Origin of the sequence: Algoriphagus boritolerans DSM 17298 = JCM 18970 (assembly GCF_900108085.1) — a bacterium.
GTDB classification, from domain to species: Bacteria; Bacteroidota; Bacteroidia; order Cytophagales; family Cyclobacteriaceae; genus Algoriphagus; species Algoriphagus boritolerans.
Genome location: NZ_FNVR01000026.1, coordinates 18,659 through 44,463 on the forward strand (window position 1 = coordinate 18,659; position 25,805 = coordinate 44,463).

The following is a 25,805-nucleotide window of genomic DNA, read 5'->3' on the forward strand; positions in this document are numbered from 1 at the left end:
TTTTAAAAAATAGTCGAATAGGTAAGAAGAATTTCAATCTAAATCCCATAATACTCCGCCACCGCCTTCAAAATCATATCCCGCATTGAAGCCTTGGTCTCTCTGCCGATTTCATATTTAAGTTTATCGAACATGGCTGTAGGAATCCGAAGGGAGTAAATTTTCACATCCTCAGTATCAAATTCTTTGCTTGATCCTTTTTCTTTTTGCTGGACTTCAGGTTCTGAATTGATCAGCACTCCGATACCTCGTTGTTTGGTGCCGAGGTTTTTATTGCCCTTGCTTGGGTCGTTTAGCTTCTTAGCCATGTGTTGTTCAGTTTAATCGGTTTAGAATTTCATCGACCAGCATTTCATAATCCTTCGCCCCATAGGACTCAGGCGCATAGTCGAAAATGGTTTGTCCTTGGAGTTGGGCTTCAGCCAAAGCAACATTAATCCGGATTTTGGTTTCGAACACTTTATCCTGGAGATCCTCGGTGAGTTTCTCCACAATAGTTTTGGTTAGGATTCGGTTAGGATTGATTTGGGTGATGAAAACTCCACCGATCTCAAGCTTTTCGTTAAGGCTTTCCCGAACTTCCTGTACTATTCCCAGCAGTCGATCTACACCTTTGTAAGCGAAGTATTCTCCTAGGAGCGGTATCAATATTACATCGCTCGCTACCATCGCATTTACTGTCAATAGTCCTACTGATGGAGGGCAGTCGATGATGATGTAATCATAGTCTGGCCGGACAGGTTTTAGCAATTTGTTTAGGATTTGCTCCCGGCCAATTTTGGATACGATCTCCATTTCAGCACCCAACAGATCGATGGAGGAGGGAACCAAGTCTAGGTTTTCGGAGACATGTAGGATTGGTAACTTTTTATTCTCTCGGATGGAATCATAAACAGATAATTCCGGGTCACCTTTTCCCAATCCCTCAGTCAGATTTGCTTGGGAATCGATATCCAATAACAAAACTTTGAGGCCTTTTTTGGCAAGTCCAGCACCGATATTTATGGATGAGGTGGTTTTACCCGTTCCTCCCTTGTGATTCATGATGGAGATTGTTTTCATTTCTCTAGTCGTTTAACCAAAGATAGAAAAGCATGTTTCCATAAAAAAGTATACCCAATGCGACTCAAAGAGGCATCATAAATTATGCATGCGAAGATTCCATATGGCATTTAAAAATCAAATTATAATCATATGAAAAGCCAAAATGGATTACCGATGAAGGATCTGGAAATTTTCGGAGTCTTCAAAAACGGGAAGTTTACCATACCGGAAAAGGAGGTAAATGCCCTGAAAAATGGAGGAATGACCGATATCGTGGAATTGACTGACTTGAAAGGGAAGGATATATACATCGATAAATTACCGGCTAGACTTTCCATAGTAAGGGGAGAGGATGGGAATCCTGCCTTGCGGATTGATCCGGTTTACATGGAACCGAACCGACATCCCAGTTTGAATGACTCTGAGCGGAATCAGCTGGTCCGGAAAGAATTGGCCAACATCAAAAAAAGCTATGTGGACAAAGAAGGGAATATTCAGACCGAAATCATCGAGTACGATCAGCGAACCAAACAATTTCTCTCCTACAATCCCCGAGACATCAAAGCTCCCCAAATGGTCAATGGGCAAGAACTCGATCCACAGCAAAAGAAGAAATACAAGGAAGGGGAAACTGTGCTGTTGGCAGATGGGACAGCATTTCAACTTTCGCCTTCTGCTCCAAAGGGCCTCAGATCAAATAAATCCGGTTTAGTCCTTTCAGTTTTGCTGGATGGAGGCTTGTCCTACCTACTGATTACCGGTGTTCAGAAATTGCTCGGAAAGCAAAGTAAGGAGGATAAAGCCTACAGCGAAGGATACCTTCAAGCCATCAAGGAAGTTCAAAAGCAAGTAGAGCGACGGATTTCCCGAAATCCAAAGGACAGAGATGCAATCCGTGACTTGAACAACATCAAGGAGGAATATTCCAAAATTTCAGCTGATTCCTCACTCCCGAAAGCCCTTAGAGAAGAATTTGATATCAATGCCATCAGACGCCTAAACAGCATCGATACGGAAGAAGGAAAGAACCCAAAAAAACGCTTCGAACAAGACAATGGCTTTGACAGAGACCTTTGATATTTTGAGCTACAAAGGGGTGGATAAGGCTATCCAAGGTCTGTTTTCCAAGTTTGCCAATCAGGATCAAACGGGCCAGATCGTTTTTGATTTCTTTAATGAGCAAGGCAGGAATGTGGATTGTGAAATCCTGAGCCTTTACCGGAATAAACAGGCTTCCATAGGGATTTCTGCTCTTAATCTTTCAGAAAATTCACGGGCAATTTTTGTCTCCGACTCCTATGCTTCCCTCATCTGCTTCTCCAATCAATTCAAAGCCAGAATTTCATTTGATGAAGCTGGTTTCTTGATCATCGGGGCTAAGTTTGACTTGAGCTTGCTGACCCAAGCTTTCAAGAAGGTCTCAAAAAATGCAAAATTCAATACGGTGTTTAGCACCTCGATTTTGGGAAGGGTGATGGATTGTAAGGTTCAGGATCTGGTTTATGATCGGAAATGCGGGTATTATTTGTCCGATGATTGTGTTCAGTTTAAAAACCAAAAGAGGAATAAAATCTCGAAGGAATCGATTTTCACCTTTTCTCTTCGAACCTACTGCATTTCACAAGCAATCATTCAAACCGTCCGAACATTTAAACCTAAGCAAAAGGGAGTTGAGTCCTTTTATCAGTTAAACCAACTGCATTGGAAAGATCTTAATTAATATGGTTTTGCTATATTTAAATGCTTGTCACTCAAAATTATGGAGAATAATAATCTTGAATTCCTCAAAAAGAACCTGAAATTCCTTGGCTTTGGTACTTCATTAAATGCTGCCCTGGAAGCTAAAGTTTCTGAGCGACAGGAGTCCTTTAAAATCGGAGTTTCAGCCGAATTTAATGCCAGGCAAAAGGATGGCAGCCTGGGAAAAGACAAGGTTAATTATGAGTTGAATTTCTCGAGATCTTCGAAGCCCTATCATTATTTTTTGGATAGCGTAAAAGTCACTCTTAACGATCAGATCCAGAATACATTTTCGTATGGAAAGGGGAATGACGTGACGGCAAAGGAAGCCTATAATTTACTCAGAGGAGCATCCATCCATAAAAAAGCCATTCTAAACAGGCAAATGGATAATAGGATATTGGCTTCGAGCGAAGTCGGTCAGATGAAGGAAGGCTCAGGAGAAATGATTGATTCCATCTGGATCAAACTGGATTTTGAAAAGCGGAATGAGCAGGGGAATTTCTCCTACAAAAAGTTCTATCCTGATCATGGATTCCACCTGGAAACTGAACTGAGCAGATTCCCGATCAAGGAGCTTGAAAATTTTCAGGAAAAGGAAGTGCTACTTTCCAGCTTAGGACGGGGTAATAGCCAAAAAGCCACTTTGGAAAATAGTCAATCCGTATTTATCGAAGCAGATCCGGAATCGAAGAAAATCCAGTTTTATGACATGGATTTTAACAAATTGGACGTTTTACCTAATCAGACGCAAGAAATGGGTAGGTGAATTTAGGTCTGCCAAATCATTTATTTTATTCATATCCAGTCTTTTACATTTAACTATTCCAAGTCTTTAAACTAAACCATTTTACGCCATGAGAAATCTGAAATACCTGTTAGTAATCGCTTTATCCGTTTTTTCTTATAGCTGTTCCTCAGAGAATGAGACTCCAAAATTTGTTGAAAAATCGGTGACCATCGAAGTTGAAATGGATGGTAACTACACTGAATATCTGGTGACATTTTCAGTTCACAGTATGTTGAGCGGTACCTCTACTTTTGTCGCTCTGGTGTTGGATCAACCGAGCGAACTCAACTGGACTCAAGTGATCCAACAAGGTAATACCTACACGCTTTCTTTTGAACCAGAAGTTCCAACCATTTCAGCCACTTCCTCAGCCCCGATCCATAGCCTAGGCCTAGTTTTCAACGCCGTTCACTTGGGAGGAGAAACAAATGATTCTTTCCAGCCACTTTCAGCGACGGTCAATGTTTTGGCTGATGGGGCAGTCTATCGGCAGTTTGACTATGAGGCTTTGCCTCCTGGAGAGGTTACTTTGCCACTAGCAGAGGAGGTTACCTTTGAATAGCTTGGTAAAGTTCTAGTCATTCAATTGGAGTTTGAAAGTGATATCCCTTTCTCTTGGCCGGTTTGGGTCCTTGCTAGTATTTTCAAATTGAACTAAATAGAATTAGAGTCCCATTTATTGCTCATGATAAATATTAAAGACTACCCGTTATTCATTCCACCCGAAGAGGTAAATTCTCAAAAGCCACGAGAGTGGAGCTATACTCAAGCAAAGATTTATTTTGATTGGTTCATGTCTATAAAAGACCATAGAGTTGAGTATTTGCTCACAGTTTTTGATGAAGAATTTTCTAGTGATAATGAAAAATTATTAAAGGGGTTAGGGAAAAAAGTTTTTGAAACTTTGCAAATAGCACCCTTTTCAACAGATGAATCATCAGGTAAAGTGATATCCAATAAAGGGTTGGCCATTGCTGCGGATATTTCACTTTTGGTCTCAAAATTGATCATTAAGAATCATCCAAGACTTAAATGGAGAATAGTTAGAACTCCTAAACGTGATTTGTCATTCCATTTGCCAGCAATATTTAATTTTCCAAAACTGGGGCATTTAGAGTTAATGGGAGGATCAATAGTAAATTCAAAAGCTATTTTAAGAGGAGAAGAAACTTCAGATGTTTGGTGGAGAATGTTTAAATATGCTGATGATGTTTTGAAAAATGAAGATAGAAAATAGCTCTACCCATTTCTCTATACAGTTCCATTTCTAGAAGAGAGCATCTTTTATCGAGCCTATTGAGAATGGTCTGACGATTCTAGTCGCGTGTTGGCCTACAGGTTTCTGTTCCACTTTCTGATGGGATTCCCCTCGATCAAATGATAAACTCCTCAGATCTAACAATTGCCAAATTTTAAATAAGAAACTTAATACACCCCTATGAGTATCAAAAAAGTAATAGAAAATGCCTTGAATCTACTGGACAAGGCTGATGATGGAATAGTTCTTATGGACATGTATAATGAAGTGGTCCACCCGGCCGACGCAGCGTTCAAAGGTCAAGTGGTCTATCCCTACAATGCCAAATCCTTTATAGAGGAGTCATTTCGGCAGAACGGGATTGATCTAACCGATAAGGATCTGAGATTTATGTTGATGAAGCTTCTGCTGTCTTTCGAGCAGATGGAAGCCAACAAGGTTAGAAAAGGGAAGTTGAATGAATTATTGAGGGAAAACGCGTTCAATGATTTTGGTAAACTGATGTAGGTTCTGGTCTCGAAAAGAGCAGAAGGTTTCTGTCAAAGGCGAGTCTTGAACATTTGCTGGCAATAGACTTCCAAATCGTTGTTTTCAAAGCAATCCCAACCGAGTAAACGAGGCCCTATTCCGGTTTTATCCAATTGTATGCACAAAGGTCGTACGGCCTGTCAGTTTCAAAAAATTGGGGCTTGCAGCAGAATTTTCTAAAAACTGGGTTTCCTACGGACTGCCTCCCGGTTTTTAAATTCTAATTTTTGCTCACTTTCCTGGCCATCCTAAATGACCTGCATAAATTTTAACTAAAACCAAAATACTATGGCGTTCTCAAAAAAGTACATCGGAAAAGGAAAGCAAGTCGAAAACATGGACATTGTGGAAGTAAGCCTCAACTTGGCTGAACTCCAAAATCACAGCTTTGAATACGAAGGAGAAACCTACGTCAAGTTCAATGTGGCTAAGCTCAAAGAACCGGATCAGTATGGCAAAACCCACACGGTCTTTGTCTCCGTCAAAGAGGCTGATTCTGAAGAATCTTGAAAAAAGCCCGAAAGGGCTTTTTTCATTGAAGTTTATTTTTTCTCTGATGGTGCAAATAAGTTGTCAAAAAAGGAATCAAACTTGGTTATAGCCTAATCTCTGTGGAATTAAAAAAGGTGTAGTATCATCAATTAACCCCAGGAAAAATAATAATTTAATAATGGGAAAACATTAGTCTTATGGTTGTCGTACCAGACATTATGAGCGCTTAAATAATGTTAAATTTTGTCCAGAAGTCAATGAAATTTTTTTCTTGAACATATTAAAATCCACTTTAATCAATTCACTTCAAAAATAATGGCCATGTTAAGAATTCTCTTCTTAGTACTCGCTTTTGCATTTTCAACCTCCATCAATGCTCAGGACATTAAATATGGATTTAGGTTGGGTTTTTCTATAACCACCTTTGAAGGAGAAGATTCTGGAGGGAAGGACACCAATTTCCGAAACGGATTTTCGTTGGGCGCCTTTACATCCCTTCCAATTTCAAGTGCTATTCGTTTTGAACCTGGTGTTGACTTTGCAACTAAGGGTGCTAAGACGAATTTAGACAATGTTAATTCATTGGTGAGAAATGGCTATTTAGATATTCCATTACTTTTTGATTTTCAATTGGGAGAACGGTTCAGTATTATTGGCGGACCCCAGCCATCATTTCTTTTATCCTCTGCAATGATTTTTGGAGAAGGAGATGATAAAATTACCGTGAAGGGAGATGATGCAAAAGCTTTGTGGAAAGACAATGACATTGCAGGAGTTTTTGGTCTAGGCTATAGCCCTTCAAAAACCTTGCAAATACAACTAATTTATGAACATGGATTCGCCAACATAAGCGAAATTTCCAGTTCAGTTTATAATAGAGCCATAAAAACTACAGTTAAAGCATATTTTTGAAAAGAATCTAATTTCTTTTGAAGATCCATTAGGGTCAAATTTGGTCTAGTAAATTTAAAAGATAAAAGTCCTTTGCCTTTGCAAATTTTTCAGACCCAAAGTATTCGATTTTTACTTTTGTAGTATTAGGTAGGTAAAGGAAAGCAAGTCGAAAATAAGAACATCGTGGAAGTGAGCCTGAAAATGGAAGAGCTACATGACCATACCTTTGAATATGAAGGAGACACTTACATCAAGTTCAATGTCGCCAAGCTAAAAGAACCTGATCAGTACGGAAAAACCCACACGGTTTACGTTTCCGTCAAAGAACCGGATTCCGAAGAATTTTAAAAAAAGCCCGAAATGGCTTTTTTCTATTTTTTGACGCTTTTCAGAAAAGTGGCTACTTTGATTTTAATACGATTTACACTAAGTGATTTCCCCCCGTTTCGCCCACTCCTTTTGTTCCGATCCATTCGCGCCATTTTCCAAATGACAGCTCTTTTCTCTCCACTCAAGGAAGGGGCTTTCACTCCCCACGGCTACCGCTTCACTCCACTTACCCTGCTCCTGAGTCCCGGCAAGCCTGGGACTCGGGAAGGCCGTTTCATGAAGCCGTAGCCCGAGCCTCCTTTAGAGGGACAAGCCTGTTTCCGATTTTTCTTCCAAGCACATCGATTTTTGTCCATTTCGGTCGGTGATTGCTCCGTTCCATTTTTCCCTTCTTAATCCTCCGGTCTATGACACGACGATGCAAAGATTGAGTGCGAACCTGCAACAGTCAAAAGTATGCTCCGCCCTTATCTAAAAAACAAAGTCTCCTACGGACTGCCTCCCGGATTTATTGGAAATAATTCCATACGATTGAAGTGTGGGTTTTTACATGAGGTTAAGCCCCTCAAATCCAGAGTGAGTTGAATGGGCGTTGGGAGAAGTGTTGCGGATTGGTAATAAATCCTGTAATAGTGGGGCGCTGCCTGTCACAAATTCCGACAAGATTTGTGACAACTCAGATTGACCGCTGTGATAAATAGTTTCTCTTTTTGTTAAGGATGAAATGATTATTTTGTCGCAAAAAAATACTATATTTGCGACATATTACGCCAAATAATATGACTCAAAGTATTGATAATAAGGTGATTGTAAAGATAAAAAAAGCGGCAAGGGGTTCGCTATTTTTTGTCGATGACTTCTTATCAATAGGCAATGCTAAAGCTGTGTCAAAAGCATTGGAGCGTCTGGTGCAACGCCAAGAATTGAATCGGGTAGCAAGAGGTCTCTATGCCCGCTTGGCTGAAGACCCGATTTTAGGACCGTTAAAACCAAGTACGGAAGATATTGCAGAAGCCATCAGGCGAAGAGATAAGGCTAGGATAGTTCCTGCCGGTAGTTTGGCGTTGAATGCTTTGGGACTATCTACACAAGTGCAGATGAATGTGGTTTACTACACAGACGGCTCTACAAGAAAAATTGACTTGGGCAAAAGAAAGATAGTTTTTAAGAAAACAAGCCCAAGAAATTTAGCCACCATTGGAAAAATCAGCACATTGGTGATACAGGCATTGAAAGAGATTGGGAAAGACAAGGTCACTGAAGAGGAAGAGAATATCATCATAGGCCATTTGGCAAAAGAAGATCCCTACCGCTTGGAACATGATATCAAGCTGGCTCCAGAGTGGATCAGGATCATTATGCGAAAAGCCCTAAACACAACAAACAATGATTAAGTGGCTCAATGTACCTGATCCTACCAAGCGGAATGCATACATACAAATAGCCGAGCAGATGGGTATGTCAGCCTTTGCCGTAGAAAAAGATTGGTGGGTGAGCCGCGCCTTGGATATCATTTTTCAGATGCCGATCGCTGCACACTTGGTATTCAAAGGCGGAACTTCTCTCAGTAAAGCCTGGAAACTTATCAATCGGTTTTCAGAAGATATTGATTTGGCAATCGACAAGGAGTTCTTCAATGGCTACAAAGGCGACATTTCAAAAACGAAAATCACCAGACTACGGAAAGAAGCGGGAGCCTATACCACAGGGGTTTTCTTTGAAGAGACAAGAAAAGTTTCGTGAAAACGGATTTACTAAACTTGAATTCAAAGTAATAGAAGCTAAAGACAGCGATCAGGATCCAAGGGTCCTGGAAATCTATTATCCGAATCTCATTGTTCCAAGTACTGAATATGTTCTGCCAAGAGTACAAATAGAGGTCAGTTGCCGTTCGTTGAGAGAGCCATTTACTTTTCAGACATTTGGGGCATTAATAGATGAAGTGTATGCAGAAAGAGATTTTGCGGCACCTCTATTCGAAGTTCCTACAGTAAATCCGGAACGCACATTTTTGGAAAAGCTTTTCCTCTTGCATGAGGAGTTTCACCGCCCGGCAGAAAAAATGCGAGTAGATAGGCTAAGTCGACATCTCTACGATGTACACCAATTAGCCCAAGCAGGAATTGCAGCATCGGCATTCGGCGACAAGGAGTTGTATGAAACGATCGTGTCCCACCGCTACAAATTTTCAAGAGTTGGGGAGGTGGATTATAATCACCACAACCCTAAAACACTGAATTCCATTCCCCCGGCTGAAGTGATAGAAGAGTGGGAGGCTGATTATGCCAAAATGAAAGAGGATATGATCTACGATGGGGATAAGCCCTCATTTGAAGATTTAATCAATAATTTGAAGGGATTAAAGGCGAAGCTTCAGGCAGTTGCCTGGGATTTCGATTGTAAATTTCCCAATCCAGCACAATAAATAATAGTTTGAAATTCGGGGTTGGACAATGCCTTAAAAACTCTAAGAGACACGGACTCCTAACATACTGCCTTCTGTTTTAATTTTCCAAGAAAGCCTTTTTCGAGGCTAACCATCTGGGGATAAAACAGTCGAAATGATTAATACACTGCAAAAAAAGAAGTAATTGATTATTGATGCTTTTATATAAAATGTTTTTCAATAATCAATTCAACTGGCTTGGGTTGATGGGCTTGTCTTGACTTGAAGCCAGATAGACACCCAGTATTTTTTTCATTTGCTCTTTTGGTTTGGTAAGTTGAGTAAATCTGGAAGAGCCATCCAAGCTGAATATTCTGTCATTTAAATCGAAGTTGAGCTCAGCAAGGCTCTTGTAGTACTCAGGATGCTGATGAAATTCTATTATATACAAGAGCTGGTTGATATGAGCAGTAGCGCTTCGATCAGCATCTGTGGGGAGGAAGTTAATTTCATCCATTAGCCAATTGACTTGCTCTTGAGTTGCATCGATGCCATCTACAGTTAGCTGGAGTTGAAGCTCTTCGGCGATCATCTCCCTAATATTCGGCAAGTCTTTCGCCGAGAGGTTTTCCAAAATCAGGGAATAATGAGTTTTTGGATTATAAAGCAACCAATTTTTTCTTCCACTGGTAAAAAAGACAGTAGCATTCCATTTTCCCAAGATTCCTGTGTTTTCAGTCGAACCAGAAGGGGTGATGTAATTTTTGATCAGTTTTTCCAGCTTTTTGCTGACATAGATTTGGGTGGACATGGCTGATAGATTTGAACTGTAAAGGTGGAGAATTTAAGTTTTCACTTTTTTTATTTATTGGGCTTTTCCTTCGGTCAGGCTTTCTGCTAGTTATTTTTCCCTTTTGCTGAGAAAGAATTTACTCTACTATCCTTAAGCAAATTCCCCGTTTTGCCTACTTCCCGAGTTTGGTCCTTAAGCACCATTTTGCGGACGACAGCTTTCGTTTCTTTAATCTGGAACAGGGCTTTCACTTCCCATGGGCAAAGTTCCATTTCACTATACCTTTTATTAAATTAATGTAAGCAGAGGACCTGGAAAGGCCGTTTCGGGGAACAATGCCCTAACCCCATTTACTGGGCCAAGCATTTTTTCGATTTTCCCAACAGTTGTAAGAAGAGATTTGTCCGTTTTCCAGTTCAATGAGGCGAAAATTTATTCTTAAATATTTTTGAACGACATCTTTTGGTGGAGTCTTCCTTTTTTTTGAAGCATGGAAAAGAGCCAAGAATTTGAATGTATTGTCAGTGCATTAAAAAAGATTCATCCAAATTATAAAAGTTTTTTGGACGAATTTTTTTCCAAAATCCAGCCCATATGGATGGGAAGGCAAGACAAAACAAAGTCACATTTCATTAACCTCTTAGGATTTGAATCCAAAGCCGAGGCAAAGCAAGTGCTTTATGATGTCCTGAAGGCTTTGGGTTGGATGGGAAAAGATTTTTTTAAACTTCAGATCCATAGTTGTGATTATTCAGAGCCTTCGGCAATAGTTCACATGATGCTGTCAACTGGTGGATTTGCCCCGGTGACTTACTTTCCGGAGGCTGAGTATTGGATGAGGAATTGTGATTCTGATGAAAAATTAGTGCAGGCAATAAAGAACGAGCTAAATAAATGGTTCAAAAGTCGCACTTTACTACGGGTGTCACTGGCCGGCAAAACCTATGAGGCTTTATCGAATGGGAATTTGGTGATCAATTGGTTTGGGTTTTCGAATAATAGCAACCCTGAAAGTACAACCATTGCCCTAATGGATTTTGGACTGGATCAGAATGTCCACCTGTATGAAAAAGAGGTTAAGATTCAATTGCCTTTGCATAGGGATCAGTTGATTCAATTTTATATGAAAGAAATAGGGCGATACAGCGATGCGTTAGATCCTAAGGACTTTGTATTCTTTTTGAAGGACAAGAACAATTTTATTGACTTTAGAAATTCATTCCTTGAGGTGAGAACTCAATTTGAGGCGATGGCATCTAGAGAAATGGATTTGCCAATCCAGTGCCTGAAGTTTTTGGATTATGAATTTTTTGATCGATGGATTCCTGATCTATCAAATGTGGATGGATTGAAAAGTTCCTATTGGGATTTTTTGATGACAGGATTTGATTTCTTGAAGCGTACAAGAAAGGATTTTGATACAAATTTGGAGAAGATCAGTATCAATTTTAAAGGATATTGGATGCTTACCCTTTACTGGGATAATGGAGGAAAGTTTCTGTCAGGAAATGGACATTATTTAGTGGTCCATGAATTTGACTTTCCGCTTTTCCCAAAAGAAATTGAATGAAGAATCAAGCTTTAGTAAAAGGATCATTTGGGCTTGATTCATGAAGAAAAAAGCAGGGATGGAAAGAGCAGTTTCTCTCAAATTCCATCCCTTTTTTGTAAAATCAACCAATCCAATTTTTTAGTTTAATCGAATAAATTCCCGGTAAATTTTCCTACTGGAAAGAGGTAGCCATTTCATTCACCGAGAAAAGAAGGTGTCTATAACCTGATTTTTTGGCCTTTAATTCTGCCTCCAAGTCGTAGGTTCCAAACTCATGTACAAGCTGGGTGAGAACTTCTTGCTCCATCGAAGCATGATCAGCCAAATACTTGGACATTTCAACCAAAAGGGCTCGCTCTCTTGCCAATATTCTCGCGGCAAGATCCTGTGCACTCCGCATGAACTTCATGACTTTATCTTCAATCGGCCCGATGTTGTGATAGTGGTTTTCAAAATGATCCTCCGTAGGAGCAATCCTCATCAAAAGGTCTGAAAACCCACTTTCCTTAAAATGGTTCATTGCCAATTCTGTTGCTTTTTCGAAATCTCCAGAAGAACCGGTAGAGACCATTTCAAATCCGAAGAGGGCCTTTTCTGCCAAGAACCCAGCTAAGAAAACTGCGATGGTATGGAGAAGGTTGGTCGGATTTCGGAGGATTACCACATCATGAGTGATAAATCCAGCGCTGTCCGAATCTGCTGCAACCGAGTTGATTTTGTCCGGTAAATTTGAAAAAAGAAACATGTGTACGATGGCATGTCCTGACTCATGCACTGCCACCACTGCCTGCAGATCATCCTTTCGACTTTCTTTAAGGTGTCGTACTTTCTGGGTTAGAGGAAAGGTTTTCTCCAAGATCATATCCTCGTCCTGTTTGAAGCAAATTGATAGGCCTTCATTGAAGTTTGCTTCCACGTCGGAGATTTGAGACTCCAATTTGAAATGCTCCATGAGAATCAGTGGAATCAAATCCTCGATGCCATACTTGATGGTGGACTTGAGCGGCCTGACCCCTTGGGTTGGTACGACACCTTCTTGGAAAACCCATTCGATAATTGTCGAACCGAAGTGAAGTCTGGCCTGAGTTTTTGCAAAATAATCGGTTGAAATAGTCAAGAGCTCTGATGCGATAATAGCTCTGTAGGCCTGTTCGTTCAAGGAAGGATAAATGATGTGATTGTTGCCCAATCTGGAGATCTGCTCAGATCTAAACCGTCTTGACAAAGCACTTTTGATATTCGGTAGCTTAATATCTTTTGTCAGTTTGTAAAATTTGTCCGGGGAAATGTCGGGTGATTGATCTTTGGCAAAAGGGTAAGCTTCGTCCAAATTTCCCACGACAAAAATCAAGGTTTGAGAAAAGTCCTGTTCGGAAGGCTTCAGCGTATTTGCCAGGCTATCCATCAGAAGTTTCCTGATCTCCAAGGTACCCAAAGTCTTGATATGCTTTCGGAGCTCATGGATATTTTCGAAGCGGGATTTGTTGATTTCCAGAATGGCTTTTAGCCTTTTCTTGTCAAAAATAAATCGAGCGTCATTCTCAGGCGTTTCTTCAACTTCGTCTGACTCATCATCATCATCTTCAAAATACCCAAAGTAATTGGACGAAACCATGCCCTGATGGATAGTCATTCCTTGGCTAACCCAGTAATCAAATTTGAATAAGACCGAGTTGAGGTTTCGTCTTCCGGCGATCATCTGCTCGATGTGATCAATCTTTCCATTGTCCAAAAGTTGCCAGATAACCCGCAGTTCCTTATGTGGAATTTCTTCTCCCATGCGAGTGATCGTTCTGCCCAGTTGAAATTCATCCAGGAGAATAATCCGAGGCTCGGGTCCTTTGAACTGGTAGGTCTCGGAGAGGATGGTACGGGGATTTCCTATTGGACCATGTCCCAATTCGCCCAAGTCAAACTGGAAGAATTGTGATTCAAACTGGAGATATTTCACAATCTGTCGAATCAAGTCGGATTTACCCACTCCGGTCATTCCCCACAGATTGATGATTAGGGGACGTTTTTGGTTTTCAGGAAAGATATACCATGAAGCCATACTGGTGACTACTTGATCAATGACCTGATCTAGACCGAAAAACTTGGATTTCAGATAGATTTTAAGGTTTGAAAGTTCGGTTTGTTTTGCTGCGAGATTTTCTGTTTCCATTGTCTTGAGTTTTGGTTTGAGTGACAAACCAATGACTCAGAGCGTCAAAACTTGTCCGAGGGGGAAATATTTCAAAAATTATTTTACAGCGACATGGTTTGTCGCTTTCCCTACGTTCTTTGTCCGTATGTAATCGAGAAGGATATAAATTTAACTTCCCAATTCTAGCAAAAAGCCCTAAAATATCTCATCTAATCAATAAAATAATCAATCCTATGAAATCAAGCATGACCCTTCGGTGTCACACAGAGGAATGATTATCTGTCATGCGAAGATTCCATATGGCTGATTAAAAACAATTATAATCATATGAAACAACTGGAAGTTTACGAGCGCATCTCCATTATCCTCAATCTCGCACAGAAAAGAGGAGGATTTTCTTGGGAAGAAATTTCCAGAAAGTTAGAAAACTTCTATCAGATGAAGGGAGAATTGAAAATGATCACCAAACGAACTTTCCAGCGGGATCTTCAGGAGATTCGGGATTTGCACGGTGTGGACATCCAATATAATAAACGGCTCCAGAAATATCAGATCGACGAAAAGGAATCCAGTCCTTATAAGATGGAGCTTTTGGCGTCGTTTGACTTGATCAATGCCTTTCATTTGCCCAGGAGTCTTGGGGGTTTTGTTTCTTTTGATGAGCGGAAAGCCAAGGGAACCGAATACCTCTTCGGTTTGGTCTATGCTATCCAAAATGGATTTTTTGTCAAAATAAGCTTTCAGGCATTTACCCAAACCGAACCTAGTGACCACTGGCTCGAACCCCTAGTGCTTAAGGAATTCAAAAATCGCTGGTATCTAATCGGAAAGAGTGAAGATGGACAGATTCAGCGATTTGCATTTGACCGGATTCTGGAAGTAGAGATCAGTAAAGTGAAAAAAAAGGGAAAGGGTACTGATTTTGATCTCCGGGAATATTACAACGGGGTATTTGGAATCAGCAATGAACTTGATCAGCCGGTGGAAGAGGTTGAGTTGATCATCGGCAAACTAAAGGCTCAATACATCAAGTCCATGCCTTTTCATTCCTCACAGGTGGTGGTATCAGAACGAGAGGAGGGAGTGCGTGTCAGGCTTCAGGTCAAGATCAATTATGACTTTGTATCAGAGATACTGTCTCATGGAGATGAGATCATTGTAGTTCGACCGGTCAAGCTGAAAGATGCTGTGCTCGAGCGGGCTAAAAATATTGTCCGAGGATACCTCAGACATGAATAGATAGTTGTATTATAAAATTTGGAAAAATAATGGAAACCCGTATTTTTACATAATGCCTTTTTTATCGGCTTTTACCTCTTGATCTTTTTGGGATTGGGTTTCGAAATCACCATTATTTCCATGCTTGCCCATGTGTTATCGGAGTTGAATTTGATTTATAGAATATTACATAGAAACAAACATTAATCATGGAACTAAACTTAAACTTTTCAGACTTAAAAACATTTGAAGAAGCTGTAGAAATTCAGAGAAGTCTTGAAGGGGAAAATTCAGATATTAAATCTTTTGGAGGAACTAATTCTATAAAAAAGACCCCAGGAATTTATGTTTTAACTCCTTTTAAGGTTCCTTACTACGTTGGATTATCAACCGTGAGGGGAAAGAAATACTGGAATCTTCAGAGGGTTATTCAACATGTTAAAAAAATCAAAAGCAATTCCTGCACTTATGTGATTTTCAAATCAATTGTGTATAAATCTGCTTTTCCAAAAAGGGATATAATGATCCCGAGACTTTATCAACCAACGAAGCCGCCAATTAATTTCCTTGCCTATGCCAGGAGCTTTGCTCTTTTCTGGAGAGAGAAAAAGGGATTGGGATTTCTAAACCCTTCAATTTTGATAAATCCATCAAATCCTTGGTTACCTGTTTCGAATGTCAAAGATCCATTAAGAAGTCAAATATCGCATGTTGTGAATACTGTGTTTTCATCACCTGATTTTTCCTTTTTTTATTTAGAAGTTCCTCAAATAATAGGAATGACCAATGAGAAAGAAGTTTTAAAGTGTTTAGAGACAATCGTAAAGTACTCATTGATGACCAACACTGTATCTGATTCATTAAAAATTAATTCAATTGCAGGGAAGTTAAAGTCTTTTGGGATTTCAAAAATCACTATTGCCTGTCCAAATGTCGCAATAAAGAATTTGTTTTATCCTTTTCCCCATGACGACAACCATAATCCAGTTTCTGCTCTTAGGGGAGTGGTAAACATTATTTGAAATGGAGACGAAGCAATGTAAACTGTTACAATTATTACTTGAACATAGCTTGAAATGTGTAAAAAATAAAATTAGTTTATACTAAGTCTTCTCTCCTAAGAGCCGGAGTTCCTTCATGAAAACACTTCCTTTTTCCGCTTCAGAGCCTCAGCAACATTCAGCTTCACAATTTCAAGCCAAAAAACGAAAGCGTCATTTTATAGCTATAGGTTTTGATGCCTGTGTGTTGTTGAGTTATTGGGGTAAGAAACTGAACTATGATACTTTCACTCAAATTAACAGCAGAGAGATTTCAAAATGTGAGGTTCCGGTGACGTTCCTCAAGTTTGATCCCACTGATTATCTCTACTTCAATTACGAGTTGATGAGGTTCTTGAAAAAAGAGGATTTATCCATTCCTGTTTTGCCTCAGGAAATTATCTCCCACCTAAGAAGCCTGGAAGGAGAGTTGGTGATTTATGGAGGAGTTGGAGACTCAGAAGGACCTTATAGTGGGAGGATTTACCGGACTTCATTTGTGTTGCTTAATTCTGAAGAAGACGCTTAAGGTTAGTAAGGAGGTCCTTTTTTAGGTCCGGCTATCCCTCCAATCTATTGAAACCCATGGTCAGGTTCAAAAGTATTTCTGTTCCTATCTCTAAGCTGTTTCTCCGTTTCGCCCACTCCTTTCGTTTCGATTCATTCGCGCCATTTTGCAAATGACAGCTCTTTGCTCTCCACTCTAGGAAAGGGCTTTCACTCCCCACGGCTACCGCTTCACTCCACTTACCCTTCTCCCAAGACCCGGTAAGCCTGGGACTTGGGAAGGTTGTTTCGTGAAGCCATAGCCCGAGCCTCCTTTAGGGGGGCAAGCCTCTTTTCGATTTTTCTCCCGAGCACATCGGGATTTTTGTCCGTTTCGGTCGATGAGCGCTCCATTCCATTTTTTTCCTTCTATATCCCCCGGTCTTCGGTGTATGACACGACGATGCAAAGGTTGAGTGCGAACCTGCAACAGTCAAAAGTGCGCTCCGCCTTGATCTAAAAAACAGGGTCTCCTACGGACTGCCTCCCAGTTTTTTATCCTAGGCTTTTGCCCTACGCAGAACCACACTCTATGGGTTGCATGTCGGTCAGAACCTCAGTACCAGTGGATAAAAAAAATGTCACTTCACGCCCACATATCGCCCTTCACTTCCAAAAAATTACCCATTGTACTCGGGAAAAATCTCGGTTTTAGTGTCGGGTCGATCTTCCTAATATCCTTGGATATAACTGGGCTTTATGTGGCTGATAGACAAATCAATTATCGCTTTATCAATCCTTTTCTGTCACACTTTAACACTCTACAACCATGAAAGCTTGGGAAAATTTCAACCAATTAGCGGAGACCGTTACCAACGAAATCATCGAAGGTATCCAAAATGAAAACCTTACTTGGGAGCAAGTATGGAGTCCTAAAAACTCTCCGAAGAATTATGCTTCGAACCGTCCCTATCTTGGATTCAATGCACTTTGGCTTGCCTGGGTGACCATCTCCAAGAAATTCAAAAGTCCTTATTTCCTGACCTACAATCAGGCAAAGCAACTTGGCGGAAATGTCAAGAAGAATGAAAAAGGCTCTAAAGTCGTATTCTGGAAGATTTCCAAGTTTGTAAAAGGAAAGGCTACCAATGAAGAAGGAGAAAACGAGGACCTTTTTGGAAGGAAGTTTACCCCCTTTATCTAGACAGTTTTCAACATCGATCAGATAGAAGGAATCGACTTTTCCATCGAAGGTACCGAGGAAAGGTTTTTTCCCCAATCGAAACTTGCGAATCCATCATTTCAGGCTACATCACTTGTCCGAATATTATTCATGAAGGAGACGAGGCATTTTACAGCCCTTCTAGAGATTTTATCAATATGCCTGAAAAGGAATCCTTCAAAGGAGACGAGCAATATTATTCTGTTCTCTTTCATGAAATGATCCATAGCACAGGTCATTCCAGCAGATTGGGAAGATTTGCAGAAAGACCGGCTTTGGTTGGCTTTGGTTCGGTGGAATATTCAAAAGAAGAACTGATTGCCGAAATGGGAGCCAGCTTTTTGAATGCTTTTGCAGGGATCAAAGATGCCAATTTCAAAAACTCTTTGGCTTATCTAAAGGGATGGCTTAAGCCGCTTAAGGAAGATCCAAAAATGCTGATCTATGCCGCCCAAAAGGCACATCAAGCGGCCAATTACATCCTTGGAATTGACCAGGAGGGGGAGGAGTAATCCCCCTTTTTAATTTGATGATTGGTCTTTTCAGCTTAACTAGTATTAATTTCAAACCGTAAAATTTAATATGTTGAATTCACTTCTAATCGTTACCCTATTTCTTGGAACTGGATTTATACTTTCACTGGTCCAAGACGGACACTTGAAAAAGCCCTTTCTTTCCAGAATGGCCTTTACGCTTGTCAGCTTTGGTTCGTTTAGCTTCTTCCTGTTGGGAACCTTTGCATCTTTGAAGTTTCTTTTTGGATTCTAGAGTTTATCTAGGATTTCCCTGATTAGCCGCTCTTTGTCTAATTCCTTTTTTCTTTTTGATCGTAGGCTAACGATATAAATTATCCAAATCCCCCAGGCTACAGCAAAAAGGGGAAAGGGATTTTCTGCGCCCAATGCTCCGATCATTGCGATGAAACTGATGAAAACTGTTCCTAAAAGTTTTATTGTCGGCCACATAATCAGATGCTTTGATACTTTACATACTACTTTACGGTTTTGAATCAAAGTGGTTTGGGGTTGTGGTGTAAATGAACAAAGATGTATTTATATAAATAAACTATTCATTATTTACTTATATCCCCTATTCCATTGTAAACAAAGCGGCTGCACAGTTCTCGCTAGCTTAAAGCCTCCCGCATCGCCTAAAATTTTAAATAGGTCTTAATGATTTTTCACATTACTTAGAAACGCAGAAAGTTGCGCTACATTTTTAAAACCTAACTTTTGAATAAGATTTCTTCTGTGCGTATTGACTGTCAAAAGACTGATAAATAGCTTTTCTGCAATTTCACTTGAAGTGAATCCCTTTTTTACCATTAAAGCAATTTCTTTTTCTCGTTTACTCAATTGATTAAACAAGGATAAATCAAGATTTTTTTCGATTTCCTTATCTTTTAATTGAGGGAATATTTTTTCTCCATTACCAACACTCGTAAGAGTTTTTATCAGGATCTCTCGTTCCACGGATTTAGAAATAAAACCGAAGAATCTAGATTCTAAGGCTTGTTTTACCACAGTTGGGCTATTTTCCATAGTAAAAAGCACTAATTTGGATCGTGGTGAAAATTTTGAAATTTCCTTTCCTAGGGCAATTCCATTTGTATCTGGCAAAAAATAATCTAAAAGAACGATGTCAGGTTGGAGATAGGCGACTTGTCTTTTTCCATATTCAGCATCTATTGCCTCTCCTAGCCACTGAAATTGAGGATCTCCTTTTAATAATGAAGAAACACCCTGAGAAAAAAGAGGGTGGTCATCGATATGAAACAGTGTAATTTTTGACATTGATTCTAATTTGGTATTGTAATTAAGGTCGTCGTTCCATTGGAATTCGAATCAATCGTCAACTCACCTTTCAGATAATTCACCCGACTGTTGATGTTATTAAGACCAAGACCTCTTATTTTTTGTTCATCGGAGAAACCTTTTCCATCATCTTCCACGATCAATTCTAGCTTCTCGGGATCCGAAATCAGTTGAATTGCAATTTCGCTTGCTTCGGCATGTTTCAAAGAATTGGAGATTAATTCAATTACAATTCTGTAAACCATCACTTCTGTCGCTTTGGGAATTTCAGTTTCCAATTTGTGATAGAATAGGACTTTTACGCTCACTTCCTGATTTAACAATTCTACCTCGTTGGCAAGTGCTTTTACCAGTCCAAGTTCATCCAAATGAGGAGGGGTGAGGTTATGACTGAGGGTCCGTGTTTCCTGGATTCCCTGATGTACCAAAACCTGAATGGCCTGAAGTTCGGGATCCTGGGTTTTTAACCTAAGTCCCTGAAGTCGCATATGAAGGGTGCCTAACATGCCACCGATGCTGTCATGTAAATCTCTTCCCAATCGATTCCGTTCCTCTTCTTGAGCCAATATGATTTGGTCAGCATAATCCTTTTCCTTTTTGAGGATTTCCAGAGCGAGCTTTTCTTTTTCTTTCTTTTCCAGTGAAGCCTGGCGCATATATGCGAATGTAATCAGCCCCGTTTCTCCCATGGTGCCAAAAGCACTTCCGAAATTCAATAAATAGTGAGAAAGCTGTAGAGATCCCGAGACCTGATCCAGGTAAATCAAGATGGAAAAGGAATATAAAAATGAAATCCCGGCTAGATAGTATCCCGCAAATTTAGTCTTAGCCAAATATTGAACTATCAAGTAGCTTAATATGCTCAAAATCTGAATGGCAGAAAGCACCAAAACCGTTTTGAGAAAAAATGCAATTATTTCAGGCTTGACATTACTTTCCGGAATTATTAAGAAAGCAATTAGCAAAAGGCCGTTGATCCAAATTAGTCCTCGGAATAAAATTTTCCAATGTTTTCGGGATGAAGTTGGGGGGAAAAAGTTAATTATCGTAAGCATTAAAGCGACATTGGAAGCGAGGTTAAACACCGGTCGGGATTTGCCTACCCAAGTCACACTTTCTGGCCAGAGGTACTGGAATCCCATTCCCCAATGAGAAAAGATCCATAGGAATACCGAAAGGACGAAAATGGCATAGTAAAAGGCACTTCTGTGCCTGAGTTCGGACCAGAAAAAAAGTGTGATTACGATAATTAAAGCCATCCAACCTGATACTACCCCCATTATCAGATGTTCATTCCTTCTTCTATCATCGTATTCCCCTTCGTTTAATAATTCTGGATCTATGTGGAATGTTTCCCCGCGCTTATCGAGGATCATCAGGACTTCCTTGCTTTCACCTGATTTGAGCTCAAAAGGAAATACAAAATCTCTGCTGGGATATTGGCGTGAATCAAAAGCAAACCGATCGCCCGTGATCAAGGCGGGATGATTATTTCCATTGATATATACCTCAATCATGTTAATGTGTGGATTATTGAGGACTAAGAAAAACTCATCTTCAAATTTGGAATTATTTTTTACTTGAGTTTTCACCCACCAGCGATTTAACTTGATCCCAGGATTGAACCTGCCTGTGGTGATGGTATCACCTTCTATACTTTTCCAGGCATCGGTTACAGACTGACCGTCTTCAGCCAATATGATAAATGGCAATGGAGTCTGTTTTCCCTCCTTTTGAGATGGAAGATCACAGGATGATAGGAGCATCAGCCCAAAGAATAAAAAACTAATGTGGGTGATCTGAGTCAAAAATGGTGTCACAAAATGTATTTAATTGATTTCAAAAGTTAAATAATACCTACTTCTAGGTATAGGAACTAAAGGTCCTTTGGGCAATTTTTGGATTCAAATCCGAAATGATTTGGTAAAAACCGGATCAACAGCCAAAAAATAAGGAACAAATCAAAAGACTGACTAAAAAAACGACTTTAGTTTCTGATTTGCAACTTTTTATGGAAGTGGACTCCGGATTTTTAAGAAGAAAGATTATTGATTTTTACTAAAATGTGTTTGATAGTGATGAATTGCACTTTGCATCGACAAATTATTTCATGGGAGTTTGAACTCTTCAAATGTGTAGAACTAAGAACTTATGTACACTCTTGCGCAATGAAAAGACAGTCAATGGGAATTTTCTTTAAAAAAGCTAAAGGAGTTAAGCTTTTCTTCGATTATACCTAGAAGTAGGTATTGAATGAGATTCATTCGCAATCAAAATTGCGATTGTAAGTGGTATAGCATATAGTTATTGTGAAAAGTCTGATAAAACAACGCGACTTTTTGATTTCAAAAAATAAAGTAAAGTTCCATCAGAAATAATTCAAAGTTAGGATATGTAAAATGAGATTAGCTGAAAGTGAATTTTCCAATTTCTCTGCTTTTCCTACCAAATTCTTACTCTTCATCCCCAAGTACAAAGGCACAATTTCAATTTTGAGTAATATTTTCTAATTATAAGATTAAAATAGCTTTGAATAAGTCACTCATTTTATCCTTTCTGATCTCCCTGATGGTGTTGGGAGGCTGTTCCCAGATCGAACTGGATCAGACCAATAAAATCGATGAAGGTGAAGTCCTTGAGATCAAGGATCAGGAACTGAGTTTCTCTATTTTTCAGATTGTCTCGATTGACTTAGGTAAAACAACCTTCTCTGATGGTCAAATTTTGGGCACCACGCTGGAAGGAGAAAAAATTGACTTGATCATTGAGGACAACATCCTGACTTTTATGGTCCCTAAGCTGAATCAGGGGAGCTACAAGTTGGTATTCAAGGAAAATAATACCCCTTTCAATATTTTATTTGAGGTGAAACCTCATACCCTAAGCGGAGCTCCCTCAGGCTTTGTGGAATCCTTAGTCACCCAATCACAGGAGAGAATCCAAGACCTAGAAAGAACAAAAGATCTTCTAGTAGGCGAAAAGAAAGTCTTATTGGAAAGTGATATTTCCATTTTGAAAAAGCAGAACGAGGATTTGATTGCCAAAATGGCCTTGCTTAAAGAAAGTGAATTGGCTGACATGGCGTATTTTTTAGAAGCCAATCGAGAGTGGATGGATGAGGTGGTTGCTGCTTTAGCTGAATTTAATTCGGCGCTTCCCAATGGAAGAATTCTAAATGATCACCGAATTAATATCGAAGAACGGTCCAGCCTGCTCATGCAGAAATTTACGAAAGCCGTGATTGCCGTAGTGAAGCATATTCCTAAGATTGTAACTGCTGCCTCACTTGGATTTGCAGGAGGTTCGGTTATTCCTATCGTCGGGAGTTTTGCGGGAGCAGTTCTTGGGGCAGGATGGGCAGTTGGGAATCTGATGCTCGACATCAAAGAGCTTTTTGCCCAGATTGATGCCAATGCAGAATTTGTCCAACAAGTGGCAGATGATGCTATGGAGAGTAGGTACAGGTTGATGAACTATGTATTTGAAAATGGTAAAGATTATGAGTTGTTTGTTTCCAGGAACTACCGGACCCTGTATAAGGGGGACGAAAGTTCTACGAACCCTGAGGTAAAGAATTACCTGAGCAGCTTCAGTCAGCTGCTGACCGATTGGGTAAAGGTGGAACTCAAACTTTCCTTAGGACTGGGCTATCAGCCAACCAATCCGGCAACGCTTCCAACATTCACCTCCAAGTCCTCTTTAGTACATAGCGACCATTTAAGTATAGCTGGCATTACAAATTCAAAGGTTACGGGATCTGCAAAAAAGGAAAATGGAAGCTTGTTTTTAACCTTTAAAACCGATGAAAAAGAAACTCAGGAGTTTGAATTTAAACTAGTTTACCAAAATCAGGATTTTGGCCGACTCGAAAAAAGTCTAAGTGCAGAAGTGAAAATTCAAGGCCCGGAGTATGGCACCTACACCGACCCAAGAGACGGAAATGTCTATAAAACAGTCAAAATAGGTACTCAGACTTGGTTTGCAGAGAATTTGAGGTATGCTGGCAATATTCCACAGGTGGCTTCAAAAGAGGAATGGCTGAAAATTTATTACAACAAAACAAGTCAGCCAGCATGGGTTTACTATAACAATGATCCCAATTATAACTCAGTCTATGGTAAACTATATAATTGGTATGCGGTAAATACGGGTTCCCTGTGTCCTCAAGGTTGGCATATTCCTACTTTTGAGGAATGGAAGTATTTACGCGATTTTCTTGGGGGATATTTAGTTGGTGGTGGAAAGATGAAATCCCAAACTGGGTGGAATGCCCCAAATCAAGGAGCAACGAATGAGTCAGGTTTCTCAGGACTTCCGGGAGGAGAGCGTTATTTTAACTCTAATGCAGCATTTTATGGGTTGGGGAAATATGGGTTTTGGTGGAGTTCTTCAACCCGGGATGATAGAGATGCATACTCCTTTAGTCTTTATTATACAGATAGCAATCCTTATCTAGTGTATTACGAGAAGGTACGTGCTCAGTCCTGCCGCTGCATCAAGGATTAATCGATTATCAATTGTGAAAATTGCTTAAATATAGAACGCTCCATATATGAAGATAACTATAATATTATCCTTTCTCCTTTTTGTTGATAAGAATGGATTATATCCTGCTAAAATTTATATCGCCACATATTATTCTGAAAATAGAAGTTAAATAATTTTAAAGACTTGAATATGAAAAAACATTGTTTTGCATGGATTTTAGTCGTACTTCAGCTTACATCATGTTTTGAAATTGATATTTCAGAAAGCGAGAAATCCGGTTTTACTTTTATGACAAGTCCGGATGATAATCTTATCTTGAATTATGTAGATACCCAAGGTGTTTCTTATGATTTCTGGGGCGAAAAAGATGAACTAGGTCTTCCAATTTCTATAAATCAAATCACCATTGTTTCAAATTTAGATACTACTCAAGTATTCATTGATAATTTTGGCAGACCTGTTAAGGCCTTTTCACAAGATCGTACAAGGTTTGATTTTGATTGGATTTCAAATACGGAAGGTGCCGTGTCCGTATTGAGTAGTGATGGCTTGACACAAGTGAATACCCAATTTGATTTAGTTAATAAAAGCTCTGGAAGTGAGAGATCTAATAACTCTTCAAATAGGTTGGGGGTAAATTCTCGTCACGGCAAGTCAATCCAAATTGAATCACTTCCTTTTGCTAAATCTAACAATCAAAATCTTTCATTAAATTCTACGGGTAATGTTAAGGTTTTGATAAACTCCTGTAACGCTGACTCTAAAGGAGATGATGTATGGGTAATCGTTAAGAAAGAATCCAAAGATTTTTTCGGATCAGATTTATTAGGTTCATTTCCAGCTAAGCAAAATCTAAGCGGACAATATGAAGCTAGTATTCCAAAGGGGTTAACTCCTGTGTTTGATTTGGCAGATTATGTTAAAGCATCATTAAAGGTATTTGAAAATGTTTGCACAATTGATAACCCAGATTTTGCAGTAGGGGAATTCTCAGCATTTCAGGTTCTATGTGCAGGCTTAGGGGCTCTAGCCCCTCAAGTATTCTTGGCATGTGAAGGTTTAGCATTTGCTTTTACTGCAACTTGCTTGGTAGGTGAGGCGCTTAAATTTGCTGATATAGCTAATTCTGAATTTTTAAATAGAAAGTTCCAAGAAGATATAATTCTTTACCCCAAGGTATATTCTTCTATTCCTTACCAGATCGGCAATTCTGAAAAGGCTAACCCCAATGGACCCTTCCCTGATTTATTTGTTGATTTAGGTGCAAAAACTGGACTTAGAACTTTGAATATTGATCCTGCTTTTCCACAAGACGGACAAGACTATAGAGCAGTTGCTGATTTTAAATGCTTAACCTCTGGTAGTTTGGTTGAGATTTCAGTCTTAGGATCAGATGGATATCAAGACAATATAAGTTTTTCTATTTCAGCTACTCAACCTGATAAATCATATGTTTTAACCGTTCCCGGTGCTGACTCAGGGGTTAGAGATGACATTAATTTAGTAGTGAAGGACCTTAATGGGATAGTAATCAGCAGAAAAGCATCAATAGTTTTTAATTAATTACTCAAAAGCAATTGATTG

General features: G+C 39.6%; 29 protein-coding genes. 22 read left to right on the forward strand and 7 right to left on the reverse strand.

Translation table 11 applies throughout. The annotated features are described in order from the left end of the window. Positions 1 to 38 precede the first annotated feature (38 nt). A complete protein-coding gene (locus C4S61_RS17190) occupies positions 39 to 308 on the reverse strand; it encodes a hypothetical protein (RefSeq protein WP_235010072.1) in 270 nt (89 codons plus the stop codon). Positions 309 to 315: 7 nt separating this feature from the next. Further along, on the reverse strand, positions 316 to 1,062 hold the full coding sequence (locus tag C4S61_RS17195; protein WP_103926039.1) for a ParA family protein: 747 nt from the start codon (positions 1,060 to 1,062) through the stop codon (positions 316 to 318). Between the two features lie 132 nt (positions 1,063 to 1,194). On the opposite strand from C4S61_RS17195, the gene C4S61_RS17200 reads away from it, so the two are divergent. The 13 genes from C4S61_RS17200 (at position 1,195) to C4S61_RS17250 (ending at position 9,501) form a co-directional block, all read left to right on the forward strand. After that, positions 1,195 to 2,121 (forward strand): DUF4099 domain-containing protein, encoded by a 927-nt coding sequence (locus C4S61_RS17200; protein ID WP_103926040.1) that lies wholly within the window; start codon positions 1,195 to 1,197, stop codon positions 2,119 to 2,121. Further along, positions 2,099 to 2,764 (forward strand): hypothetical protein, encoded by a 666-nt coding sequence (locus tag C4S61_RS17205; RefSeq protein WP_103926041.1) that lies wholly within the window; start codon positions 2,099 to 2,101, stop codon positions 2,762 to 2,764. Before C4S61_RS17200 ends, C4S61_RS17205 begins: the two co-directional genes overlap by 23 nt. 39 nt (positions 2,765 to 2,803) lie before the next feature. Then, on the forward strand, positions 2,804 to 3,553 hold the full coding sequence (locus C4S61_RS17210; protein ID WP_103926042.1) for a hypothetical protein: 750 nt from the start codon (positions 2,804 to 2,806) through the stop codon (positions 3,551 to 3,553). Positions 3,554 to 3,641: 88 nt separating this feature from the next. Continuing rightward, positions 3,642 to 4,136, forward strand: a complete 495-nt coding sequence (locus tag C4S61_RS17215) for a hypothetical protein (RefSeq protein WP_103926043.1) — start codon at positions 3,642 to 3,644, stop codon at positions 4,134 to 4,136. A gap of 123 nt (positions 4,137 to 4,259) precedes the next feature. Next, positions 4,260 to 4,811, forward strand: a complete 552-nt coding sequence (locus tag C4S61_RS17220; RefSeq protein WP_103926044.1) for a hypothetical protein — start codon at positions 4,260 to 4,262, stop codon at positions 4,809 to 4,811. A 201-nt stretch (positions 4,812 to 5,012) separates the two neighbouring features. Next, the gene (locus tag C4S61_RS17225; RefSeq protein ID WP_103926045.1) at positions 5,013 to 5,339 is read left to right on the forward strand and encodes a hypothetical protein; all 327 of its coding nucleotides are present in this window, start codon (positions 5,013 to 5,015) and stop codon (positions 5,337 to 5,339) included. 309 nt (positions 5,340 to 5,648) lie between these two features. Then, the gene (locus tag C4S61_RS17230; RefSeq protein WP_103926046.1) at positions 5,649 to 5,870 is read left to right on the forward strand and encodes a hypothetical protein; all 222 of its coding nucleotides are present in this window, start codon (positions 5,649 to 5,651) and stop codon (positions 5,868 to 5,870) included. Between the two features lie 303 nt (positions 5,871 to 6,173). Then, entirely contained in the window at positions 6,174 to 6,764 is a 591-nt protein-coding gene (locus C4S61_RS17235; protein WP_160111264.1) for a porin family protein, read from the forward strand. A gap of 165 nt (positions 6,765 to 6,929) precedes the next feature. Beyond that, positions 6,930 to 7,094, forward strand: a complete 165-nt coding sequence (locus tag C4S61_RS21895; RefSeq protein ID WP_160111265.1) for a hypothetical protein — start codon at positions 6,930 to 6,932, stop codon at positions 7,092 to 7,094. 12 nt (positions 7,095 to 7,106) lie between these two features. Beyond that, positions 7,107 to 7,364: a hypothetical protein gene (locus tag C4S61_RS17240; protein WP_103926048.1), complete on the forward strand. Its 258-nt coding sequence runs from the start codon at positions 7,107 to 7,109 to the stop codon at positions 7,362 to 7,364. A 491-nt stretch (positions 7,365 to 7,855) separates the two neighbouring features. Next, entirely contained in the window at positions 7,856 to 8,470 is a 615-nt protein-coding gene (locus C4S61_RS17245; protein WP_103926049.1) for a DUF6088 family protein, read from the forward strand. Then, complete coding sequence (locus tag C4S61_RS22515) at positions 8,463 to 8,819, forward strand: nucleotidyl transferase AbiEii/AbiGii toxin family protein (protein ID WP_200820607.1); 357 nt, start codon at positions 8,463 to 8,465, stop codon at positions 8,817 to 8,819. Before C4S61_RS17245 ends, C4S61_RS22515 begins: the two co-directional genes overlap by 8 nt. Then, positions 8,794 to 9,501: a nucleotidyl transferase AbiEii/AbiGii toxin family protein gene (locus C4S61_RS17250; protein WP_200820608.1), complete on the forward strand. Its 708-nt coding sequence runs from the start codon at positions 8,794 to 8,796 to the stop codon at positions 9,499 to 9,501. Before C4S61_RS22515 ends, C4S61_RS17250 begins: the two co-directional genes overlap by 26 nt. Positions 9,502 to 9,706: 205 nt before the next feature. Here C4S61_RS17250 and C4S61_RS17255 read toward each other — a convergent pair whose 3' ends face one another. Then, positions 9,707 to 10,273, reverse strand: a complete 567-nt coding sequence (locus C4S61_RS17255) for a DUF6933 domain-containing protein (RefSeq protein ID WP_103926050.1) — start codon at positions 10,271 to 10,273, stop codon at positions 9,707 to 9,709. A gap of 544 nt (positions 10,274 to 10,817) precedes the next feature. On the opposite strand from C4S61_RS17255, the gene C4S61_RS17260 reads away from it, so the two are divergent. After that, positions 10,818 to 11,825, forward strand: coding sequence for a hypothetical protein (locus C4S61_RS17260; protein WP_235010074.1), 1,008 nt, complete (start codon positions 10,818 to 10,820; stop codon positions 11,823 to 11,825). A 154-nt stretch (positions 11,826 to 11,979) separates the two neighbouring features. Here the strand turns inward: C4S61_RS17260 and C4S61_RS17265 are convergent, their stop codons facing one another. Next, positions 11,980 to 13,971 (reverse strand): hypothetical protein, encoded by a 1,992-nt coding sequence (locus C4S61_RS17265; RefSeq protein ID WP_103926052.1) that lies wholly within the window; start codon positions 13,969 to 13,971, stop codon positions 11,980 to 11,982. Between the two features lie 309 nt (positions 13,972 to 14,280). Between C4S61_RS17265 and C4S61_RS17270 the strand changes: the two genes are divergently transcribed. The 3 genes from C4S61_RS17270 to C4S61_RS17280 all read left to right on the forward strand — a co-directional run bounded on the left by C4S61_RS17270 (position 14,281) and on the right by C4S61_RS17280 (position 16,740). After that, entirely contained in the window at positions 14,281 to 15,192 is a 912-nt protein-coding gene (locus tag C4S61_RS17270; RefSeq protein ID WP_103926053.1) for a helix-turn-helix transcriptional regulator, read from the forward strand. 188 nt (positions 15,193 to 15,380) lie between these two features. Beyond that, a complete protein-coding gene (locus tag C4S61_RS17275; RefSeq protein ID WP_103926054.1) occupies positions 15,381 to 16,193 on the forward strand; it encodes a hypothetical protein in 813 nt (270 codons plus the stop codon). 115 nt (positions 16,194 to 16,308) lie between these two features. Further along, positions 16,309 to 16,740, forward strand: coding sequence for a hypothetical protein (locus C4S61_RS17280; protein ID WP_103926055.1), 432 nt, complete (start codon positions 16,309 to 16,311; stop codon positions 16,738 to 16,740). A 218-nt stretch (positions 16,741 to 16,958) separates the two neighbouring features. On the opposite strand, the gene C4S61_RS21900 is transcribed toward C4S61_RS17280, so the two are convergent. Continuing rightward, positions 16,959 to 17,111 (reverse strand): hypothetical protein, encoded by a 153-nt coding sequence (locus C4S61_RS21900; protein ID WP_160111266.1) that lies wholly within the window; start codon positions 17,109 to 17,111, stop codon positions 16,959 to 16,961. 415 nt (positions 17,112 to 17,526) lie between these two features. Between C4S61_RS21900 and C4S61_RS17285 the strand changes: the two genes are divergently transcribed. The 3 genes from C4S61_RS17285 to C4S61_RS17295 all read left to right on the forward strand — a co-directional run bounded on the left by C4S61_RS17285 (position 17,527) and on the right by C4S61_RS17295 (position 18,687). Continuing rightward, positions 17,527 to 17,901: an ArdC-like ssDNA-binding domain-containing protein gene (locus C4S61_RS17285; protein ID WP_103926056.1), complete on the forward strand. Its 375-nt coding sequence runs from the start codon at positions 17,527 to 17,529 to the stop codon at positions 17,899 to 17,901. Positions 17,902 to 18,026: 125 nt separating this feature from the next. Beyond that, entirely contained in the window at positions 18,027 to 18,431 is a 405-nt protein-coding gene (locus tag C4S61_RS17290; RefSeq protein ID WP_262495026.1) for a zincin-like metallopeptidase domain-containing protein, read from the forward strand. 70 nt (positions 18,432 to 18,501) lie between these two features. Next, on the forward strand, positions 18,502 to 18,687 hold the full coding sequence (locus tag C4S61_RS17295; protein WP_103926058.1) for a hypothetical protein: 186 nt from the start codon (positions 18,502 to 18,504) through the stop codon (positions 18,685 to 18,687). Between the two features lie 401 nt (positions 18,688 to 19,088). On the opposite strand, the gene C4S61_RS17305 is transcribed toward C4S61_RS17295, so the two are convergent. Beyond that, positions 19,089 to 19,712: a response regulator transcription factor gene (locus C4S61_RS17305; protein WP_103926060.1), complete on the reverse strand. Its 624-nt coding sequence runs from the start codon at positions 19,710 to 19,712 to the stop codon at positions 19,089 to 19,091. A gap of 5 nt (positions 19,713 to 19,717) precedes the next feature. Then, entirely contained in the window at positions 19,718 to 21,499 is a 1,782-nt protein-coding gene (locus C4S61_RS17310; protein ID WP_146064430.1) for a sensor histidine kinase, read from the reverse strand. 763 nt (positions 21,500 to 22,262) lie between these two features. Between C4S61_RS17310 and C4S61_RS22105 the strand changes: the two genes are divergently transcribed. Continuing rightward, positions 22,263 to 24,239 (forward strand): FISUMP domain-containing protein, encoded by a 1,977-nt coding sequence (locus C4S61_RS22105; RefSeq protein ID WP_200820609.1) that lies wholly within the window; start codon positions 22,263 to 22,265, stop codon positions 24,237 to 24,239. 171 nt (positions 24,240 to 24,410) lie between these two features. Continuing rightward, positions 24,411 to 25,784 carry a hypothetical protein gene (locus C4S61_RS17320; RefSeq protein WP_103926062.1) on the forward strand — a complete coding sequence of 458 codons (1,374 nt, stop codon included), beginning with the start codon at positions 24,411 to 24,413 and terminating at the stop codon, positions 25,782 to 25,784. Positions 25,785 to 25,805: the final 21 nt, after the last annotated feature.

Coding starts and splice junctions, on each gene's coding strand:
- C4S61_RS17265 (WP_103926052.1), bottom strand. CDS start 13,971: ATGGAAACAGAAAATCTCGCAGCAAAACAAACCGAACTTTCAAACCTT.
- C4S61_RS17225 (WP_103926045.1), top strand. CDS start 5,013: ATGAGTATCAAAAAAGTAATAGAAAATGCCTTGAATCTACTGGACAAG.
- C4S61_RS17270 (WP_103926053.1), top strand. CDS start 14,281: ATGAAACAACTGGAAGTTTACGAGCGCATCTCCATTATCCTCAATCTC.
- C4S61_RS17205 (WP_103926041.1), top strand. CDS start 2,099: ATGGCTTTGACAGAGACCTTTGATATTTTGAGCTACAAAGGGGTGGAT.
- C4S61_RS17255 (WP_103926050.1), bottom strand. CDS start 10,273: ATGTCCACCCAAATCTATGTCAGCAAAAAGCTGGAAAAACTGATCAAA.
- C4S61_RS17295 (WP_103926058.1), top strand. CDS start 18,502: ATGTTGAATTCACTTCTAATCGTTACCCTATTTCTTGGAACTGGATTT.
- C4S61_RS17305 (WP_103926060.1), bottom strand. CDS start 19,712: ATGTCAAAAATTACACTGTTTCATATCGATGACCACCCTCTTTTTTCT.
- C4S61_RS21900 (WP_160111266.1), bottom strand. CDS start 17,111: ATGGAGCGCTCATCGACCGAAACGGACAAAAATCCCGATGTGCTCGGG.
- C4S61_RS17320 (WP_103926062.1), top strand. CDS start 24,411: ATGAAAAAACATTGTTTTGCATGGATTTTAGTCGTACTTCAGCTTACA.
- C4S61_RS22515 (WP_200820607.1), top strand. CDS start 8,463: ATGATTAAGTGGCTCAATGTACCTGATCCTACCAAGCGGAATGCATAC.
- C4S61_RS17285 (WP_103926056.1), top strand. CDS start 17,527: ATGAAAGCTTGGGAAAATTTCAACCAATTAGCGGAGACCGTTACCAAC.
- C4S61_RS17230 (WP_103926046.1), top strand. CDS start 5,649: ATGGCGTTCTCAAAAAAGTACATCGGAAAAGGAAAGCAAGTCGAAAAC.
- C4S61_RS17195 (WP_103926039.1), bottom strand. CDS start 1,062: ATGAAAACAATCTCCATCATGAATCACAAGGGAGGAACGGGTAAAACC.
- C4S61_RS17275 (WP_103926054.1), top strand. CDS start 15,381: ATGGAACTAAACTTAAACTTTTCAGACTTAAAAACATTTGAAGAAGCT.
- C4S61_RS17200 (WP_103926040.1), top strand. CDS start 1,195: ATGAAAAGCCAAAATGGATTACCGATGAAGGATCTGGAAATTTTCGGA.
- C4S61_RS17235 (WP_160111264.1), top strand. CDS start 6,174: ATGTTAAGAATTCTCTTCTTAGTACTCGCTTTTGCATTTTCAACCTCC.
- C4S61_RS17220 (WP_103926044.1), top strand. CDS start 4,260: ATGATAAATATTAAAGACTACCCGTTATTCATTCCACCCGAAGAGGTA.
- C4S61_RS17215 (WP_103926043.1), top strand. CDS start 3,642: ATGAGAAATCTGAAATACCTGTTAGTAATCGCTTTATCCGTTTTTTCT.
- C4S61_RS17245 (WP_103926049.1), top strand. CDS start 7,856: ATGACTCAAAGTATTGATAATAAGGTGATTGTAAAGATAAAAAAAGCG.
- C4S61_RS17190 (WP_235010072.1), bottom strand. CDS start 308: ATGGCTAAGAAGCTAAACGACCCAAGCAAGGGCAATAAAAACCTCGGC.
- C4S61_RS17280 (WP_103926055.1), top strand. CDS start 16,309: ATGAAAACACTTCCTTTTTCCGCTTCAGAGCCTCAGCAACATTCAGCT.
- C4S61_RS17240 (WP_103926048.1), top strand. CDS start 7,107: ATGGCTTTTTTCTATTTTTTGACGCTTTTCAGAAAAGTGGCTACTTTG.
- C4S61_RS17210 (WP_103926042.1), top strand. CDS start 2,804: ATGGAGAATAATAATCTTGAATTCCTCAAAAAGAACCTGAAATTCCTT.
- C4S61_RS17310 (WP_146064430.1), bottom strand. CDS start 21,499: ATGCTCCTATCATCCTGTGATCTTCCATCTCAAAAGGAGGGAAAACAG.